Raw genomic sequence first — 19,794 nt, 5'->3', positions numbered from 1 at the left:
ATGGAACCAAAAGATTTATTGACCGATGAAATTTTAAAGCAATTCAAAACAGGAAAACAGCTAAATGACTTTCTGATGCAGGTTCAAAAGCGAGGCATTGAGAAAATGCTGGAAGGGGAACTTGATGATCATTTAGGCTATGAGAAGCACGAAAAGGCAATAGCGCATAATTCTAGAAATGGCTATGGTACCAAGAAAGTGCGAACAAGTTTGGGAGAGTCTGAAATCGTTGTACCCCGCGATAGGGATGCTAGTTTTAACCCAATGATTGTACCCAAGCGTGGCAGTATGGTTGAAGGTCTGGAAAATATCATTGTATCGTTTTATGCCAAAGGAATGAGCAACAGCGACATTGAACGGCAAATTCGGGAACTCTACAACTTTGATGTTTCTGCCAGTACGATATCCCGTATTACCGATAAAGTAATTGGAGACATTGTGGCCTGGCAAAACCGCCCATTAGAACCGGTTTATCTAATCGTTTGGATGGATGGTATTGTCTTTAAGGTGAGGGAGAATTCTAAGATCATCAACAAAACCATCTACATTGCCGTAGGACTCCGAAGAGATGGACTTAAGGAAGTCTTGGGACTATGGCTGGGTAAAAATGAATCCTCGGCTTATTGGTTGAGTGTTTTAACAGATATGAAAGCTCGTGGACTTGAGGACATACTAATTACCGCAACAGATAATTTAAACGGATTCACAGATACCATTCGAAACGTATTCCCGCTGGCAACAACTCAAATCTGTGTGGTTCATCAGATCCGAAACACCTGCAGATACGTTGTATGGAAAGATAAGAAGGAGTTTACAATAGATCTAAAACTCATTTATGGTGCTCCTACTAAAAATGCAGCAGAGGCTGCCTTAGAGGATTTTGCCAACAAATGGAATTCAAAATATTCCTATGCTGTAAGGAGCTGGCGGGAGAATTGGGAAGAATTGACTGCTTTTTTTGAATTTCCTCTGGAGATCAGAAAAATCATTTATACCACCAATTTAATCGAGAATCTGAATGGTAAAATCAGAAAGTATACAAAGAATAAATTGTCCTTTCCTTCTGATGATGCAGTAATGAAATCGGCCTATCTGGCCACAAGGGAAGCGACCAGAAAATGGACGATGCCAATTCAAAACTGGGGAGTGATACTCAATCAGTTTTTAGCTATATTTGAAGAAAGGGTCAGACTTAACTAAAGTCTAACCCTGGAAATATCACTTACACACTTTGCGGGACAGTGTCCTTTTTTACTTATAATACCATTCAACTTCTCAAAAAACAAAACCAAATTTCATTTACAAAATACGGAATTACTTTCTCAGATATCTTTTATAAGTTCGATTATAATCACTATTATTTTTCTTTACTCGCAAATACTAGCTTTTCACTAAAACATTCATACCATCCACTCATTTAATTTTTTTTACAAGTCTGTTAACTTAATATTTGTTTTCAGGAATTATATCCTGCAATACAATAATTAATAACAACGAAAATGGAAAAATCAGAAGTAACAACAGGTGCTTATACTCCGTATAGCACAAAGATTTCAAAAGAAGCTAAAGATATATTTCAAAAAGCCACTGAGGATTTAGTAGGAGTTGAATATAGTCCTTTCGCTGTAGCTTGTCAAATTGTTAGCGGAACCAACTTCAGATTCATTTGCAATGCTAAAGATGTCTCTCCAAATGCTCCTACCACGGCTGCAATGATTGAAATTTATCAACCTATAAATGGCATTCCCCGGATTTCCGAAATTAGTAGATGTTAATTAAAAATACTTACGCAAATCACTTAATCTAAAGAAGAGACTGTCTCATAACTACGAAACTGCCTCTTTTTCTATTCCCGGAACTCCTTTTCCTATTATAACTCTGATTTATATGCGTTATCAGCATCTTCTCCTTTTGATACTTCTAATAGCCTGTACCAATAATTCAACAAAAAATAATTAAGAATACACCTGGATCTTTCAATATAATTGTGCCAGCTGTTTCGATAATGTTACGGCCTACTTCTTCGATTCGTTTCAACAAGAACATTCACTTGTATGCAGTTCTTATTTCTGCTATTCTGTTTGATCAGTTTTGCTGTTTGGGAACTGATAATTATACGGTATGCAATAAATCAAACACATTATTGCAATAAGTTTTTGCAACTGGAATGTGCTGACCATCAACTATGATCATTTTCCCTTCAAAACCATCAATTTTAGTGAGATTAATTATATATGACCGATGCACCCTAATAAACTGATTGCCTGGCAATTTTTCTGTGAACTTCTTAAGAACAGTTGAGTATAGATAGTCTCCCTTTGTTGTATGAATTACCGTATAGTTATTCTCAGCCCTTAGCCAAAATATCTCCTCAAAACTGACCTTGTCAAAATGATTGTTCTTTTTTAAAAACAGACAATTATTTAGCTGATCTAAGGTTGGATTTTCTTCTTTATTTTCGCCCAAAGAGTAATTCAACTTCTCATTGGTATTAACTGCCAGTGTTAGTGAGAAATGTATTTGACTTAATGTTGGATTTTGCAATACGATTACACTTGGATTCGTCTCCTTTAGCATTTCAATACAAATTTGCCTGTCTGTTGAAATTAGAAATATAAATGGAATTCTGAATTCACATTTAATAATTTCTGCCAATTGACATCCGTTAAGATCATCATTCAAATTTACATCAATCAAAACAATATCGATTTCAGCATATACTAAATATTCGAGAGCTGATTTAGAATGATATACCGTTTTAACTATCTCATAATCCATATCGTTTAAGCAACACAGAATTCCTTCATCAATGGCATATTCATCCTCAACTATTAAAATTCGGATCTTACTTTTCATGCTCTTTAGTCAATTAAATACAACAATTGCACAATAGCGAGTACTTCTTTTGTATACAGAAGTATTCTTACGTCATTCAGATAAAAATTGAGAAAAAAACTGTCATTGAGAGAGTATCTCCCATTTAATAGAAATGAATGGTTTTTTCATAATTATACAATTGTAAGTCGTTAGTAGTAGTCCATAATTAATACACAAAATCTTTAATCACAATTCAGTAAAGAAATATAATCACAAACATGAGTTTAATAATAAATATAAGACAATCTGAAATCACTTGCAAATAATAACTTATGTTTTATATTTGAACAATGGAAAATTCATAGGAAAACTTCACATTATATATTACCAGACATTTTAACTAAATCAGGATTTGTCAGGGAGTACTAACTTATCAATAATACAAAAAGCCCTAAACGGGCTTTTATTATTACTATATCGATATGAATTGTTTTTATTTTTCTTTCATGAAATACTTTCGCTGAAATAAAAGAATAAATGTAACACCAATTGTTATATATGAATCGGCAATATTAAATACCGGACGAAAGAAAACATAATGTTCTCCGCCCCACACGGGTAACCATTCAGGAAATCTTCCTTCCAAGAGAGGGAAATAAAGCATATCAACTACTTTGCCATGTAAAAAGGATGCATAGCCTCCCGCTTCGGGCATAAAAGTTGAAACCTGATAGTAGCTGTCATTAAAAATTAATCCATAAAATGCACTGTCAATAATGTTACCCATTGCTCCGGAAAAAATCAAAGCTATTGAAATCACTAATCCCAAAGGTGCTTTCTTAGTCGAAATATCGTACAGATACCAACCAATACCGCAAACAGCAAATATTCGAAACAAACTTAAAAGAATTTTCCCCCACTGACCTTCTAATTCCATTCCGAAGGCCATTCCATTGTTTTCAATAAAATGAATCAAGAACCAATCTCCGAATACGGAATACTCTTCTCCCAGCATCATATGGGTTTTGATCCAAACTTTTACTACCTGATCCAAAATCAGAAGTAATACAATAAATGCTATCGATTTTTTAAATAAAGACATATTGACTATTTAATCGTTAACTGCTAATCTATTTCAGATTCCAAATAAATAAAAACCTTGACTTGTAAACAAAAATGATTGGAAGAATATTCTTCCAATCATTAATATATTCAATTAAAGATCTTACTGCTTGTTTTTAGCCTCGATACTTAATGTTGCATGAGGAACAGCGCGAAGCCTTTCTTTAGCAATTAAATTACCTGTCTCGCGACAAATACCATAGGTTTTATTTTCAATGCGGATTAAAGCTATTTCCAGATGAGAAATAAACTTCGCCTGACGTTCAGCTAAACGTCCTGCTTCCTCTTTCGACAATACAGAAGCACCTTCTTCCAATACCTTAAAAGTAGGCGAAGTATCTTCAGTATCATTTCCAGAACTATTCGAGATTACAGCTTTTAAAGTCACGTAATCTTTTTTTGCTTTCTCAAGTTTAGCATTAATCAAATCTTTGAATTCCTGCAACTCTTCGTCTGTATATCGCTTCTTTTCTGTCATTGTTTCTATTTTTTTTAAAGATAACAAAAAATCGATTATTCACTAACTTTTTCAATCTTAATAAAGCTCTCTACACCCTGCTCAATCTCTACTGCTTTAGCTTCATTCTCCGCTAATTTCTCTACTAATTCAATACTCACAGCTAAGGTTTGAGTCCCAATATATTCTTTATGAGTAAGAACAGCATCATTAATAGAATCATGCATCATAATTTGAAGCTTGATTTTATCTGTTACTTCAAAATCACTGTCCTTTCTTAAATTCTGAATTCTATTGATAAACTCCCGAGCAATTCCTTCTTTACGTAATTCATCAGTTATGTTTACGTCCATTGCAACAGTAAGTTTCCCTTCGTTGGCAACTAACCAGCCCGGAATATCTTCAGAAACAATTTCCACATCTTCAGGAGTCAGACTGATATTTTCATTGTTTACAACAATTGTATAGCTACCCTCTTTTTCGAAAGCAACAATATCTTCCTGATTCATTTTTCCAATTTCAGCAGCAATTTGTTTCATTATCTTACCATACTTTGGCCCTAAAGTCTTAAAGTTAGGCTTGATGTTTTTTACTAAAACACCTGTTGTATCGGTAATAAATTCCATTTCCTTCACATTAATTTCTGAAAGAACGATATTTTTAATTGCCTCTAACTGAGGAACCATAGAATCATCAAGAATTGGAATAATAATTTTACTCAATGGCTGACGAACACGTATTTTCACTTTACGACGTAATCCAAGTGACATTGATGAAATTTTCTGAGCCATATCCATTCTCTCTTCCAATTCAGAATCAATTACTTCTGGATCGTATTTAGGAAAATTCACCAAATGAACCGATTCTTCAGTAAAACGACCGGTAACTGAATTCAGATCTTTAAACAATTGATCCATATAGAAAGGAGCAATTGGCGATGCCAAAACAGAAACAGTCTCTAAACATCTGTAAAGAGTTTGGTAAGCAGAAATTTTATCGATAGAATAGTCTCCACCCCAATATCTCTTGCGACACAAACGAACGTACCAGTTTGATAGGTTTTCATTTACAAAATCCTGAATTGCACGACCGGCACGAGTTGGCTCGTAGGCTTCATAGCACTCTTCAACTTCTTTAATTAAGGAATTCAACAAAGACAGAATCCAACGATCAATTTCAGGGCGTTGTTCCATTGCTACATCAGCTTCAGAATAAGTAAATCCATCAACATTCGCATACAATTGGAAGAAACTATAAGTATTGTAAAGTGTTCCAAAGAATTTACGACGAACTTCTTCAACACCTCCTAAATCAAATTTCAAATTATCCCAAGGCTGAGCATTGGTAATCATGTACCAACGCAATGGATCCGAACCATATTTCTCAATGGTTGAAAATGGATCAACTGCATTTCCAAGACGTTTGGACATCTTATTGCCTTTTGCATCCAGCACCAAACCGTTGGAGATGATATTTTCGAAAGCAACTCCATCGAAACACATGGTTGCAATGGCATGCAAAGTAAAGAACCATCCACGGGTTTGATCCACACCTTCAGCAATAAACTGAGCTGGGAACAATTTATCAAAATTCTCTTTGTTTTCGAAAGGATAATGCTGCTGTGCATACGGCATAGCTCCTGAATCGAACCAAACATCAATCAAATCGAGCTCACGAAACAATTTCTGCCCTGTTTCACTCACCAAAATTAAACCATCAACATATGGACGGTGCAGGTCGAATTTCTCGTAATTCTCTTTGCTGTTATCGCCTTCAATGTAATCAGCTAAAATATTTTCAGTCATGAAACCCGCAGTCATCGACTTTTCAATTTCAGCTTTCAATTCGGCAACAGAACCAATACATTTTATCTCAGAACGATCTTCACTCACCCAAATTGGAAGTGGTGTTCCCCAATAACGGGAACGGGAAAGATTCCAATCCTGCAGATTCTCCAACCATTTTCCGAAACGACCTTCACCCGTTGATTTAGGTTTCCAGTTAATGGTTTTATTTAATTCGATCATACGATCGCGGACTTTTGTAGTTTCGATAAACCAGGAATCCAATGGATAATAAAGAATTGGCTTATCTGTTCTCCAACAATGTGGATAGTTGTGAACATGTTTCTCAACTTTAAAAGCCAGACTTTCTTTCTTCAGGGCAACAGCAATATCGATATCTAAAGTTGCATCATCATCTGTTAAAGTTGGATCGTAAGCATTTTTCACAAAACGACCGGCATACTCACTGTAAGCCTCTAAATTCACAAATTCTTTTACAAATTCCTCACTTAGATCTTCAATTTTAAAGAATTTACCGGTACGATCAACCATTGGCTGCATTTTACCTTCTTTATCGCGAAGAATTAATGGTGAGATACCAGCCACTTTAGCAACCCTGTCATCGTCCGCACCAAAAGTCGGAGCAATATGAACGATACCTGTACCATCTTCGGTGGTGACAAAATCGCCAATAATAACGCGGAAAGCATCACCTTCAGGTTTCACCAAAGGCATTAACTGCTCGTAACGAAGACCTTCCAAATCGGCTCCAACATGTTCCGAAAGCGTTTTGTAGGTTAAACGCTTATCGCCTGCTTCGTATTCTCCCAACTCAAGTCCTTCGTATTTTTTATCGAAGAAATTGTAAAACAGGCTTTTAGCCAAAATCACCACACAAGGGATTCCTGTGTAAGGATTAAAAGTTCGAACACGAACGTATTCAATTTTTGATCCAACAGCCAATGCTGTATTCGAAGGAAGAGTCCATGGAGTAGTTGTCCATGCAATAAAATAGGCATCGCAATCTATTCCTTCGTAAAGGAATTCGCTTTTCTCATCGCGGGCCACTTTAAACATACCAACTGCTGTTGTATCTTTCACATCCTTGTAACAACCAGGCTGATTTAACTCATGAGTTGATAAACCCGTACCTGCAGCAGGAGAAAACGGTTGAATTGTATATCCTTTGTACAATAAATCTTTCTCGAATAGTTGTTTTAACAACCACCAAAGTGTTTCAATGTAACGGTTATCGTAGGTAATGTACGGCTCTTCCATATTTACCCAATACCCCATTTTTGATGTCAAATCTTCCCACTCACGGGTATATTTCATTACATTGGTTCGACAAGCCAGATTGTAATCATCAACCGAGATTTTAGTCCCAATATCTTCTTTGGTAATTCCCAATTCTTTCTCAACACCAAGTTCTACAGGCAAACCATGAGTATCCCATCCTGCTTTACGGTTCACCTGAAATCCCTTAAGAGTTTTGTATCTGCACACAATATCTTTAAGAGCACGAGCCATAACGTGATGAATACCAGGCATACCATTTGCCGAAGGTGGTCCTTCATAAAATACAAAAGAAGGATTGCCTTCCCGTGTCTCCAAACTCTTCTCGAATGTATTATTCTCGTTCCAATCTTTTAGAATATCCTTGTTGACCTGTGATAGATCAAGATTCTTGTACTCTGGGAATTTAGTGCTCATTTATTGTAAAATTTATCTTGTATTCGCTAATACCGACCCACATTCGTATTCATCATTATCCGTGCAAATTAGATACTGATTGACAAATGTCTACCGACATTATTCCGACTAAAATTATCTTATCTGTTATAAAAAGTTTACAAATATAGAAAAATTACAAGAATTGATGGTCATAGTGATTGTAGAATCAAGGGACTAAGCTCTATTTAATCAGCAATAAAAGTTGATTTTTTTAGAGTCTTTGCGGATTGCTTATAATTCGAAATTATTAGCTCTGATTTCGGTTTGAATCTGAAAGCGGAAACAAAAAAAAAGATCTCCTAAACATTACTGTTCAAGAGATCCATATATCATGTTTTACTTCATTTAAGCAGAACTTTATTCTATAGATTTTTTTCTTATCTAAGAATTAAATCAAAAATAGCTATACTAATTCCATTAAGGTAGATATAACTCTTTCATCCATTTAATATGCCCAAAAGGGATAAATAATTTCCATGATTGTCTCTTAGTAATTACCTGCTTAGATAGTAAACGTAATCCATCAATGATGGGTCTATATATTAAAGCATAGGTTAATATAGCGATTACAAACCCAAGGTTGTTTTCAGTAGACAATAAATAATACATTAAAATACCTGGTCCAATCATGAACGCTAAATAATAAATAAATATATTTTTCATTTGTTATTGTAAATTTTTTCCATCTGTTATTTTTTCTCCTTTCAAACCGCCAGCTTGGCTTTCGATAAGTTCTTCAGGAATCGTTGTTCTCTGCAACTCAATTGGCATCAACTGTACAAAGAGCTGTTGCAGGTATATATACCGATTGAATTGAAGCCCATAATGAGATCAATCCATGATTTGCATACACATCAGCCACATGCCACTGTTTGAAATAATCGCTGGGGTGTTTGTACTAAAATCAACTTTAACCTCGAGCAATAACTTATAATTCAAACTTATATACTATGTATAATAACAGGAAAATCATAAATTAGGGTGACAAGCACACTGATTATTTTCATAAAAAATTATCATACACTCAACGAATACCATAAACATCTTACATGCAGAACTCGAAACCCTATCTGATGTAATTAAAAAAACATAAGATAAACAAGGTATTTAACTTCTATTCCTATATTCCAACTAGCTTAAATTTTATTATCTAACTCTTATAAAGATTTTACTATCTATTTTATAATCCGTAAATTCACAAAACAAAATTTGCTCACTACATTTCACTAAATATAAAACAGCATGACAACTATCAAATCAAAGTATCTGGGTGATTTACGGACTGAGTGCATCCATTTGCAATCGGGCAATAAAATTTTTACAGATGCTCCAACTGATAATCAAGGAAAAGGGGAAGCATTTTCGCCTACCGATTTACTGGCTGCCTCACTGGGCTCCTGCATTATGACTATAATGGGCATTGTGGCCCGCGATAATAATATTGATATTGTAGGAACAGAATTGGATATCACCAAAATTATGGCGAGTGATCCGAGAAGAGTTGATGAAGTAATTGTTGAATTCAACTTTCCTAATAAAAATTATACTGCAGAAGAGAAACAAATTATTAAAAATGTAGCAGGAACAAGCCCGGTACCTTTAAGTGTTCATACTCAAATGACACAAACCATTAAATTAAACTGGCCAAAGTAGCTTTCATTTCTCATTCTCTAATTTAAATCTCTATTTTATGGGGATACTTACTTAATACTATTCTATGATTTTAGTTACCGGTGGAACTGGTCTTGTTGGCTCGCATTTACTATTTGATTTACTTTCGAAAGGCAACAAAGTTCGTGCTCTGAAAAGGAAAAACAGCAATGTAGAGTTCGTACTCACTACTTTTACTTACTACTCTGACAATGCCAACGAACTTTTTAAATCCATTGAATGGATAGATGGAGATATGATGGATCCCTTTTCGTTAGAGGATGCTCTTAATGGAATTGAGGATGTGTACCATTGTGCCGCCTTAGTCTCTTTTAAGAAGGAAGATGGTAAAAACATGCTGGATATTAATGTGGAAGGAACCCGAAATTTGGTAAATGCCTGCCTGGATGCAAATATTAGAAAATTTTGCATGGTAAGTTCCGTTGCTGCCTTGGGTTCACCTGAGGAAGGAGAAAACACCGTTACTGAAAAAACTCCATGGAGTCCGGAAGAAAAAAGATCGGGCTACTCAAACAGTAAATTTAAATCGGAATTGGAGGTATGGAGAGGAATAGAAGAAGGATTAAATGCGGTTATTGTGAATCCTTCTATTATTTTGGGGCCCGGACAATGGGACAAAGGAAGTTCTCTTCTGTTTAAAACCGTTGCCAAAGGCTTAAAATACTACACCCAAGGAACTACCGGCTATGTTGATGTTCGTGACGTAAGTCGTTCGATGATTGAATTGATGAAAAGCAATATTGTAAATGAACGCTTTGTTCTAAACAGCGATAATTGCAGCTATGAATTTATTCTCAAAACCATTGCGAATTATTTGGGAATTGCCGGTCCACAAAAATATGCTGGTAGAAAATTGACCGAACTTGCCTGGCGATTAGCTTATTTGAAAACAATATTTCTATTTAAACCAGCCGTACTTACAAAAGAAACTGCCCGGGCATCTCACAATATAAAATACTACTCGAACCGGAAAATAAAAGAGGCTTTGAATTTTGAGTTTATTCCTATTGAGAAGAGTATTGAGGATACGTTGAAGCATTATCCTAAAAAGGTTTAACCACTAAGTACACAAAGGCTTTTTCGCGAAGAAACACGAAGTAATAAACTGCAGACTTTGTGTTCCTCAAGTTTATTTCGGTTGAGAAAAGTATTGAGGATAGGTTGAAGCACTATCCTAAAAAGATTTAACTTCAAAAGCACCTAAGACGGTCAGTAGGAATCATAAAATACAATTCAGTTTTGTTTTTCACCATCAAAGACAATGAGCACAAAAAAAGCCAGATCATAAGATCGGGCTTCAAAAATATTTTATCGACACTGTCCTGAAATAAGTTGACACTAAATTGACTTATTTACTACTTCCCAATAGTTGAATTACTTCTCGAAGCATTTTATTTTCTCGTTGCAATTGATCCATTTGAGGATCGACAGGATTAGTAATTTTTATTTCATCAGCCAGAACTTTAAAGAAATTCAATTGCAGTGCTTCACAAACCTCCCAAAGACGATCGATTTGCATGCTTGGTCGTTTTAGAATATGATACATAGAATTCATGCTAATTTGTAATTTTTGTGCAAAATCGGCCGCACTTAAGCCTTGCCGATTCATTTCGGATAGTATCAGTTCGTTAATTGCAATTGGACTTTTAACTTTTGCTTTCATATCTATTGATCTCTTAATGTAATGCTTAAATTGATTTCAATTTATATTATAGATAAACACAAAGTTAATACTTCTTATTATTTTAATACTACAAATTAATATTTATTCTTTTTTTTTAGAATTATTTCTGCTTTTTCCTAATTTATATTTGCAATGATAGTTATAGTACTTTCTTTATTATTACAAAGTATTGCTTTTATGGCACATCCTTTTGCTTTTATAGGGATCTATTTTGCATTTTTATTCATTTTACTTGCATAACTCTAATAATAATTGGTTTTTTATTGGGTTAGGGATTGCAGTGGAAACCCCGCAGGGAGGAACGAGTGAGGAGTTGGAACGGAAAGCCCGCCCCGCAGGGGAACCCCCAAATAAATTTTAACCTTTAAATAATTGGCAATAATAAAGCCATTCCAAATAAATGGAATGGCTTTGCATATATTGTATTTATTGTTGTTTACAAATTGAAAGCTTCTTTTACTTTCTCGATGTAATCTAATTTTTCCCAGGTGAATAATTCTACCTCAAGCTCTACTCCATCGAAATAGGGAGAATTGAACTTCTTGGTAATCGTTTTGGGAGTTCTTCCCATATGACCATAGGCTGCAGATTCTTCGTAAATAGGATTACGCAATTTCAATCGCTGCTCGATAGCTGCCGGACGTAAGTCGAAAAGCTCGGTAACTTTACCGGCAATTTGGCCATCGGTAAGGCTTACGTTCGATTTCCCGTAGGTATTTACATAAATTCCTACAGGCTCGGCAACACCAATTGCGTATGAAAGCTGAACCAACAATTCATCAGCGACTCCTGCAGCTACTAAATTCTTGGCAATGTGACGGGCAGCATAGGCCGCCGAACGGTCAACTTTCGAAGGATCTTTTCCTGAGAATGCGCCACCACCGTGAGCACCTTTTCCGCCATAGGTATCAACAATTATCTTACGGCCCGTTAAACCGGTATCGCCGTGAGGTCCGCCAATTACGAATTTTCCTGTTGGATTTACGTGCAAAATAAAGTTTTCATCGAACATCGCCTGAATACGCTCAGGCAATTGCTTAATTACACGTGGAATCAAAATATTGCGAACGTCTTTCTTAATTTTTGCCAGCATCAATTCATCATTCGGGCCAAAATCATCGTGCTGAGTAGAAACCACAATAGTGTGTACTCTTTCGATGGTATCATCGTCGGCGTACTGAATGGTAACCTGCGATTTTGAATCGGGACGAAGGTAGGTCATTTCTCTTCCCTGGCGACGAATGGCGGCCAACTCTATTAACAAACGATGCGACAGCTCAAGAGCCAAAGGCATATAGTCATCTGTTTCCTTACAAGCATAACCAAACATCATTCCCTGGTCGCCTGCTCCCTGTGTCATTGGATCTTCACGATCTACGCCACGATTAATATCGGCTGATTGTTCGTGAATTGCAGACAATACACCACATGAGGTGCCGTCGAACTGGTATTCACTTTTGGTATAACCAATGCGGTTAATTACCTCACGTGCTACTTCCTGAGCATCGATATAGGTTTTGGTTTTTACTTCACCGGCAAGAACCACCTGTCCGGTAGTAACCAAGGTTTCCAAAGCAACTTTTGAGTTTGGATCGAAAGCCAAAAACTTATCTAATAAAGCATCTGAAATTTGATCAGAAACCTTATCCGGATGTCCTTCAGAAACTGATTCTGATGTGAATAAATATCCCATAATATTTAATAATAATTAGTTGTAATGCCGGTATCATCAATTGCATCAATGAAACCGACAGGTAATGTTGTTTAAGATCATTAACTAAATAATGATGTACACGATACAGGAAAGCAATGGTTGGTTGTCTACATGCAGAAAAGCATATAGTTTACCATTTAGCATTTTTTTCTGTGGTTGCAAGCAGCCAAATCTTTCCACTTATTTCGGGGCAAAGGAAAGTATTATTTCGGAAAGAAACAAAACTAAAGCCCCACTTTTACAACATTTTAACAAAAGCTTCAACTGAAAAACAGGGACTTCCAAGCCAATAAAGAGCTGTAAGTCTTAATTATAGTGAGGATTTCTATTTTTACCACAGAGACATAAGAATTAAACCGATTCGTTTTTTTCTCTGTGGTACTCCGTATTCTCTGTTGTCGGCTTTTTTTACAGAATGGTGGCTAATTACAAACCAAGCTTTTACCACAGAGAGCACTGAGGGACAAAGAGGTAGAACAATACTTTGAAAAAATAGAAGAAGAAGTCTGAGAATTAAACTGATTCTTTTTTTCTGTGGTACTCCGTGTTCTCTATGGTCGGCTTTTTTAAAGAAAGTGAAGCTAAGTACAAACCAACATTTTACCGCATAGAGCACTGAGGGACACAGAGGTAGAACAATACTTTGAAAAAATAGAAGAAGAAGAAGTCTGAGAATTAAACTGATTCTTTTTTTTTCTCTGTGGTAGATTTTTTTACAGAAAAACCACTGAAGAGCATTAATAACCATTAACAACTCTTTTTATTCCGTACTTTAACTTTTCAACGTTGAAATTAATCATCAGCCCAAGTCTTCTATTGGCAAGTTTTAAATAGGTTAGTGTTTGTGCTAAATGAATATCCTTAAATGAGTCAATTGATTTTAACTCAACAATAACCTGATCCTCCACAAATAAATCAAGTCGATAACCACAATCCAGTTTTACTCCATCATAACTTATAGGAAGAGCTTTTTCTTTCTCTACTTTTAAACCTGCTTTTTGTAATTCGTAAAACAGGCATTCATGATATGCTGATTCTAATAATCCAAGCCCAAGAAGGGTATGTACTTTCATTGCAGCCTTAATTATCTTTTCGGTAATCTCATTTTCTTTCATATTTTTTTTTCTGTAAACTTAAAGCTACATCAAAACAAATAAAATCACAAAGTGAGTTCATGGAAAATATCTTCTAAATTTTTCACCTGAGTAGTCATCTCTAAAATCACCAGACTTTTAGATACGGCAAATTGAAATACATCTTTACGGATATCTGTTTGGGAAACCAGCGAAAAACGATTATTGCCAATTGCTTCCAATTGATCAACTCCATTGATTTGCTGCAACAAATCAATGGAAACTTCAGACGCGAATTCAACTTCGACCATCTGAGATGATTTTGTGGAAGAAAGAAAATCTATATTCCGATCGGCCACTAACTTTCCTTTATTTACAATTAGAACCCGCTGGCAACAAGCTTCTACTTCCTGCATGATATGCGTCGAAAGCATCACCGTTTTTTCCCTGCCTATATCAATAATTAATTTTCGAATTTCCAGCAACTGATTTGGATCCAATCCGGTAGTCGGCTCATCCAATATCAGCACTTTCGGATCATGAATTAAGGCCTGAGCAATTCCTACTCTTTGGCGATATCCTTTCGAAAGAGAAGCAATTTTTTTATTCTGTTCGGCGCCTAAGCCAGTTAAATCAATCATTTCGGCAATTCTCTTTGCCTTACTTTTACCCAATTTATAAATAGATGCCACATGACCGAGATATTCTTTCACATACATCTCCAAATACAATGGATTGTGTTCGGGCAAATAACCAATTTGCCTTCTAATTTCAAGCGAATCCGTACTAATGTCCAGTCCGTTTACCTCCACCAATCCCGAAGTTTGAGGAATATAACCAGTAATAATTTTCATCATTGTGGATTTTCCGGCACCATTGGGCCCTAAGAATCCAACAATTTCGCCTTGATTAATTTCAAAGCTCAAATTGTCCAAAGCTTTTTGTTTACCGTATAATTTGCTTACTTCCTGAACTTTTACTGACATATAATCTGTTTCATTTTTACCACAAAGGAGTCGCCAAGTGCAACACAAAGTTTCTCAGAGTAAATTATTGCATTTCTTGCAAAGCTTCGTGCCAAAGGTTCACCAAATTTATAAAATTTATCACTTACCTTTGTGTTTCAATACTAAAACCTAAAAAATGAGTTTCTTGAAACATCAACTTTTTTGCAAAGATCTGTTTAACTACTCCCGTCGTATATCATCAGAATCAAAAATTGGAAACACCGCGCTGGGTGGCACAAACCCAATTCGAATTCAATCGATGACCAACACAGATACCAATAATATTGAAGCGAGTATTGAACAATCCATCAGAATGATAGAATCGGGAGCAGAATACGTTCGATTAACTGCCCAAGGAACAAAAGAGGCGGAAAACCTGAAATTCATCAAAGAAGAATTGGTAAAAAGAGGATACAATACTCCTTTGGTTGCTGATATTCATTTTAATCCTGCTGCTGCATTAATTGCTGCAAAATATGTTGATAAAGTACGTATCAATCCGGGGAATTTTGTTGATAAACGAGCCGATTTTACGACTACTGACTATGGAGAAACTAAATATCAGGAAGACCTTGAAAAAATAAAAGATAAATTCATTCCCTTACTTCGCATTTGCAAGGAAAACAATACCGCTATTAGAATTGGAACCAACCATGGATCTTTGTCTGATAGAATCATGAGCAGATATGGCGACACGCCACGAGGTATGGTAGAAGCTACTTTAGAATTTCTCAGGATTTGTGAGGATCAGAATTTTCATGATATTGCCATATCGATTAAATCGAGCAATACGGTAATGATGGTGAAAACCGTTCGTTTGCTGATTTGTGAAATGGAGAATGAGAAAATGCATTATCCCCTGCATTTAGGTGTAACCGAAGCTGGTGAAGGTGAAGATGGCCGAATAAAATCAGCCGTTGGAACAGGAGCTCTTTTAAATGATGGAATTGGCGATACCATTCGGATATCACTTACCGAAGATCCGGAAATAGAATCTCCGGTAGGAAAAATACTAGTCGATTACGTTGCCAAAAAAGTTGGTCATACACCAATTGTTCCGGTTAAAAATACAAACATCAATCTCTTTGATTTTTATAAAAGATCCACATCTCTGATTGAGAATATTGGAAGTCAAAAAGTTCCTGTGGTGGTTACGGATGCAAGTCATGAAAAATATATAACTACTGATCTACCTGAAAAAGCCGGATACATCTTAAACGAAGATACATTTGAATGGGAGAAAGGCAAGTTAGCCAGCGATTATTTGTTTGTAAATGGTTTCGATGCCATTTTTGCCGATTACCCAAAAGAATTAGGAATAATTGTAGATCAGGAATGTTGGGAAATGGCCAATAATTATGCTGAAAACACTTATCCTCTGTTTCAGGCAAATCAATTTACAAACGCTAATTTAGCCCATTTTCACAGCAGTATCTTTTTTGTTGAATGCACATATACAGACTTATCGGATGAATTCGTTCAAAAGCTTATTGATAATCCAAAAGTAGTTTTGGTCTGCTCATCAATGCATCAAAATGCATTTGCAGAACAGAGAGCATTTGCCTTTCGTTTGGTCCAATCGAAATGTAAAGCACCCCTAATTTTTAAGAGATCATTCGAAGAATCAAAACTGGAAGATATTCATTTAAAAGCTTCTGCTGATTTGGGGAGTTTGTATTTTGATGGATTTGGGAATGGGATCTGGCTTGATAACAAGGGAAATATATCCCATGAAGACCTAAATTCTACAGCATTTGGAATTTTACAGGCATCGAGGGTAAGAACAAGCAAAACGGAATTTGTCTCCTGTCCTGGTTGCGGAAGAACACTTTTCCAACTTCAGGATGTTGTTGCGGAAGTAAAAAAACAATTTTCACACTTAACCCATCTGAAAATAGCTGTAATGGGATGTATTGTAAATGGTCCCGGCGAAATGGGCGATGTTGATTATGGTTATGTAGGAGCCGGACCGGGAAAAGTATCATTGTACAAAAACCGGGAATTAATTAAGAAAAATATACCGAGTGAAAATGCCATTCATGAACTTACAGAGATCATTAAAGCACATGGAGATTGGATTCATAAATAATACATTTTAAACTTTTTTTTATCAGTCTTTGTTTTAGTATCTTGCAGTTAGATCAATATTATTTTACATAGTGAAGAACAAAGTCATACTACTCATTTTTCTCTTCCTTTTTAATTTTACTTACGGAGATAAACTCGAACTAAGTGGAATTTTTCTAGGCAAGAATGTCTATGTAATGAATCCATTTTCAGATTCAGGTGTAGGGTTTTGTGTGTACGAGGTAACTGTGAATGGTATGAACTCAGCTGATGAAATTAACAGTAGTGCTTTTGAAGTTGATTTATCTAAATTTAATTTTTCAATAGGCGAAAAAATAAATATTACACTCCATTACAAAAATGGATGTTTGCCTAAAATCATTAATCCAGAAGCCATTAAACCTGTAAGTTCATTCAACCTGCAAAGTGCTGTAATCGACAAAAAAGGAGTCCTGAATTGGGCTACTAAAGATGAACGAGGCTCATTGCCATTTATCGTGCAACAATATCGTTGGAACAAATGGATCACAATTGGTGAAGTGGAAGGTATTGGAACCCCTCAATTAAATAAATATCAACTGAATGTCCGCCCGCATTCGGGAGAAAATATTTTCAGAATTTATCAGGTCGATTATACAGGAACTCCTAATTATTCCTCAGATATTAAATATCAATCTACATTACCAGCAATTACATTTGGCCCCGAGAAAGTAAAAGATGAATTACTATTCACCTATGAAACTCTTTACGAGATATACGATAACTATGGAAATATTGTGTTTAAAGGCTTTGGCAATAAAATAAAATTGGAAGAGCTGCAAAATGGATTGTATTACATCAATTACGACAATACAATGGGAAGTTTCCGCAAAAAATAATTTGCCTTTATTTTAAAATAAATCAAGAATCGTTTCTCCTTTTTCCAAATTCAAATAGTGTGCTTTCATACCTACCGATTGAGCCGCTTCAATATTAACAAGCATATCATCAATAAATAAAGTATCTGAAGCAATCAATCCTTCTTTTTTAAGAAGAGTTGTATAAATCTTAGGATCCGGTTTTCTCAATCCCATGTTATGGGAATAATAATCTTTTTCGAAGAAATCGGAAAGACAGACACCATGAACATTTTTAATCATTTCCATATAAGCTTCCCAATGAATGATATTTGTATTGCTCAAGAGAAATATCCTATGATTCTTTTTAAGCTTTTCAAGTACCTCTAAACGCTCATAAGGTAGGTCTAGAAGCATGGAATTCCACGCCCTATCAATTTGTTCATCGGTAACCTCCCCGAGAATGTGCTCACGGATTTCAAGTCTAAACTGATCTGCATTTATAATGCCTTTTTCCAAACGATCAAACAAACCATTGGTTTGATATTCTTTTTTTACCAAACCAATATCAGTCAGTCCAATTTCTTTAAAACTCTTAACTGCCTGATCAGTATTAATATTAAGAAGCACACCACCAAAATCGAAAACTATATTTGGGATTGAATTGTATTTTTGCATAAAAAAAGTGGTTTCAAATATTGAATAATTCAATACAAATATGTAACATTGCACTCGCAAAACAAAGGTAAATAAAATACTTTTATCGTCTTGTTTTCATCGGGCCTATAGCTCAGCTGGTTAGAGCACCTGACTCATAATCAGGGGGTCCATGGTTCAAGCCCATGTGGGCCCACCCCCAATATTAAGCAGTTACAACAATGTTGTAGCTGCTTTTTTTATCTACAACAATCTGGGATCAATTCAGGGATCAATTCAGATTCTAGATAGAGTATCTTTATTTAGGCATATATTTTAGCCACCCAAAAACAGGAAGATATATCTCTCCCCCTCTCAGTGATGACCTAAAAGCTTTAATTTTGGCATTAAAAGATTCAGCTGAAGCATTTGTGCTCCGATTATCGAAATGGTTTAGGATTCCAATGTAATGGGTTTGTATGATGTTGGAACTACCCGAAAATATTTCAATCATGTTTCTTCAACCTGATTACACCATCTGGCAAGTTTAGCATAGGCAACACCTTTGTCCTTAACTTGTGAAAATATCAATCTGAGACTATTAAAGAAATGCTGAAAATTGCTTTAAAAAGTTCTCAATAGTGCATTTCTTGCTTCTCTTTTGGTTTTATAGTCTTTATCTATGGTATCCCATCAATGTTCTATTGCATTTTATTGATGTGCACAAAGTATAAGAACTTAACTGTTTTTCCAATCAAAAATAGAAACACAATCCACAGAGTAAAGCATCAAATAAATAGATGTCTTTGTTTCAACTTCCAATAAATATTATAATATCTTAATCCGAATAAATACTTTCTTAAACTAAGTTATTTCGCACAGACACGACTTCAAAAAAAAGAGTCTTGTTCCACAATGGAATAAGACTCTTTTAAAAGTTGGCATCGACCTACTCTCCCACCACCGGCAGTACCATCGGCGCTAACAAGCTTAACTTCTCTGTTCGGAATGGTTAGAGGTGGAACCTTGCTGCAATAAACACCTTAATTATTTTGATCCTTTTTTGACTTGCATCAATAAAAAAATATACGCTTCTATATTGTACCGGACCACTCCGGCACAAAAAAATATTATAACAAAAAAGAGTCTCATTCCATTGTGGAACAAGACTCTTTTAAAAGTTGGCGTCGAC

16 protein-coding genes, 1 tRNA gene and 1 rRNA gene are annotated in these 19,794 nt (G+C 35.5%); 7 read left to right on the top strand and 11 right to left on the bottom strand.

Translation table 11 applies throughout. The annotated features are described in order from the left end of the window. Both QUH73_RS15245 and QUH73_RS15240 read left to right on the top strand, forming a co-directional pair. Nucleotides 1-1,200, top strand: a complete 1,200-nt coding sequence (locus QUH73_RS15245; protein ID WP_289531301.1) for an IS256 family transposase — start codon at nucleotides 1-3, stop codon at nucleotides 1,198-1,200. Nucleotides 1,201-1,499: 299 nt separating this feature from the next. Further along, entirely contained in the window at nucleotides 1,500-1,775 is a 276-nt protein-coding gene (locus QUH73_RS15240) for a hypothetical protein (RefSeq protein WP_289531300.1), read from the top strand. Between the two features lie 337 nt (nucleotides 1,776-2,112). Here QUH73_RS15240 and QUH73_RS15235 read toward each other — a convergent pair whose 3' ends face one another. The 4 genes from QUH73_RS15235 to ileS form a co-directional block, all read right to left on the bottom strand. Further along, nucleotides 2,113-2,856 (bottom strand): LytR/AlgR family response regulator transcription factor, encoded by a 744-nt coding sequence (locus tag QUH73_RS15235; protein ID WP_289531299.1) that lies wholly within the window; start codon nucleotides 2,854-2,856, stop codon nucleotides 2,113-2,115. Nucleotides 2,857-3,310: 454 nt separating this feature from the next. Continuing rightward, nucleotides 3,311-3,919 carry a lipoprotein signal peptidase gene (locus QUH73_RS15230; protein WP_289531298.1) on the bottom strand — a complete coding sequence of 203 codons (609 nt, stop codon included), beginning with the start codon at nucleotides 3,917-3,919 and terminating at the stop codon, nucleotides 3,311-3,313. 123 nt (nucleotides 3,920-4,042) lie between these two features. After that, nucleotides 4,043-4,417 carry a TraR/DksA family transcriptional regulator gene (locus QUH73_RS15225; protein ID WP_289531297.1) on the bottom strand — a complete coding sequence of 125 codons (375 nt, stop codon included), beginning with the start codon at nucleotides 4,415-4,417 and terminating at the stop codon, nucleotides 4,043-4,045. Nucleotides 4,418-4,452: 35 nt separating this feature from the next. Continuing rightward, a complete protein-coding gene (ileS, locus tag QUH73_RS15220; protein ID WP_289531296.1) occupies nucleotides 4,453-7,893 on the bottom strand; it encodes an isoleucine--tRNA ligase in 3,441 nt (1,146 codons plus the stop codon). A gap of 1,263 nt (nucleotides 7,894-9,156) precedes the next feature. On the opposite strand from ileS, the gene QUH73_RS15215 reads away from it, so the two are divergent. Both QUH73_RS15215 and QUH73_RS15210 read left to right on the top strand, forming a co-directional pair. After that, nucleotides 9,157-9,567: an OsmC family protein gene (locus QUH73_RS15215; protein ID WP_289531295.1), complete on the top strand. Its 411-nt coding sequence runs from the start codon at nucleotides 9,157-9,159 to the stop codon at nucleotides 9,565-9,567. A 64-nt stretch (nucleotides 9,568-9,631) separates the two neighbouring features. Further along, nucleotides 9,632-10,642 carry an NAD-dependent epimerase/dehydratase family protein gene (locus QUH73_RS15210; protein ID WP_289531294.1) on the top strand — a complete coding sequence of 337 codons (1,011 nt, stop codon included), beginning with the start codon at nucleotides 9,632-9,634 and terminating at the stop codon, nucleotides 10,640-10,642. 291 nt (nucleotides 10,643-10,933) lie between these two features. On the opposite strand, the gene QUH73_RS15205 is transcribed toward QUH73_RS15210, so the two are convergent. The 4 genes from QUH73_RS15205 to gldA all read right to left on the bottom strand — a co-directional run bounded on the left by QUH73_RS15205 (nucleotide 10,934) and on the right by gldA (nucleotide 15,042). Beyond that, on the bottom strand, nucleotides 10,934-11,248 hold the full coding sequence (locus QUH73_RS15205) for a helix-turn-helix domain-containing protein (RefSeq protein WP_289531293.1): 315 nt from the start codon (nucleotides 11,246-11,248) through the stop codon (nucleotides 10,934-10,936). A gap of 457 nt (nucleotides 11,249-11,705) precedes the next feature. Further along, nucleotides 11,706-12,962, bottom strand: coding sequence for a methionine adenosyltransferase (gene metK, locus QUH73_RS15200; protein WP_289531292.1), 1,257 nt, complete (start codon nucleotides 12,960-12,962; stop codon nucleotides 11,706-11,708). 758 nt (nucleotides 12,963-13,720) lie between these two features. Next, nucleotides 13,721-14,098 (bottom strand): GxxExxY protein, encoded by a 378-nt coding sequence (locus QUH73_RS15195; protein WP_289531291.1) that lies wholly within the window; start codon nucleotides 14,096-14,098, stop codon nucleotides 13,721-13,723. A 44-nt stretch (nucleotides 14,099-14,142) separates the two neighbouring features. After that, nucleotides 14,143-15,042, bottom strand: a complete 900-nt coding sequence (gene gldA / locus QUH73_RS15190) for a gliding motility-associated ABC transporter ATP-binding subunit GldA (RefSeq protein WP_289531289.1) — start codon at nucleotides 15,040-15,042, stop codon at nucleotides 14,143-14,145. Between the two features lie 157 nt (nucleotides 15,043-15,199). Between gldA and ispG the strand changes: the two genes are divergently transcribed. Continuing rightward, nucleotides 15,200-17,152: a (E)-4-hydroxy-3-methylbut-2-enyl-diphosphate synthase gene (gene ispG / locus QUH73_RS15185; protein ID WP_289531288.1), complete on the top strand. Its 1,953-nt coding sequence runs from the start codon at nucleotides 15,200-15,202 to the stop codon at nucleotides 17,150-17,152. Nucleotides 17,153-17,327: 175 nt separating this feature from the next. Next, nucleotides 17,328-18,008 (top strand): hypothetical protein, encoded by a 681-nt coding sequence (locus tag QUH73_RS15180; protein ID WP_289531287.1) that lies wholly within the window; start codon nucleotides 17,328-17,330, stop codon nucleotides 18,006-18,008. Between the two features lie 12 nt (nucleotides 18,009-18,020). On the opposite strand, the gene QUH73_RS15175 is transcribed toward QUH73_RS15180, so the two are convergent. Then, nucleotides 18,021-18,644 (bottom strand): HAD family hydrolase, encoded by a 624-nt coding sequence (locus QUH73_RS15175; protein WP_289531286.1) that lies wholly within the window; start codon nucleotides 18,642-18,644, stop codon nucleotides 18,021-18,023. 101 nt (nucleotides 18,645-18,745) lie between these two features. On the opposite strand from QUH73_RS15175, the gene QUH73_RS15170 reads away from it, so the two are divergent. After that, a tRNA-Ile gene (locus tag QUH73_RS15170) sits at nucleotides 18,746-18,819 on the top strand. Nucleotides 18,820-18,921: 102 nt separating this feature from the next. On the opposite strand, the gene QUH73_RS15165 is transcribed toward QUH73_RS15170, so the two are convergent. Further along, complete coding sequence (locus QUH73_RS15165; RefSeq protein ID WP_289531285.1) at nucleotides 18,922-19,116, bottom strand: transposase; 195 nt, start codon at nucleotides 19,114-19,116, stop codon at nucleotides 18,922-18,924. Nucleotides 19,117-19,538: 422 nt separating this feature from the next. After that, nucleotides 19,539-19,648 (bottom strand): 5S ribosomal RNA (rrf, locus tag QUH73_RS15160). Nucleotides 19,649-19,794: the final 146 nt, after the last annotated feature.

The sequence above is a fragment of the Labilibaculum sp. K2S genome, from assembly GCF_030372765.1.
Taxonomy (GTDB): Bacteria; Bacteroidota; Bacteroidia; order Bacteroidales; family Marinifilaceae; genus Labilibaculum.
The sequence above is the reverse complement of the archived record's forward strand: the minus strand, read 5'-3'. Positions and strand labels throughout refer to the sequence as shown.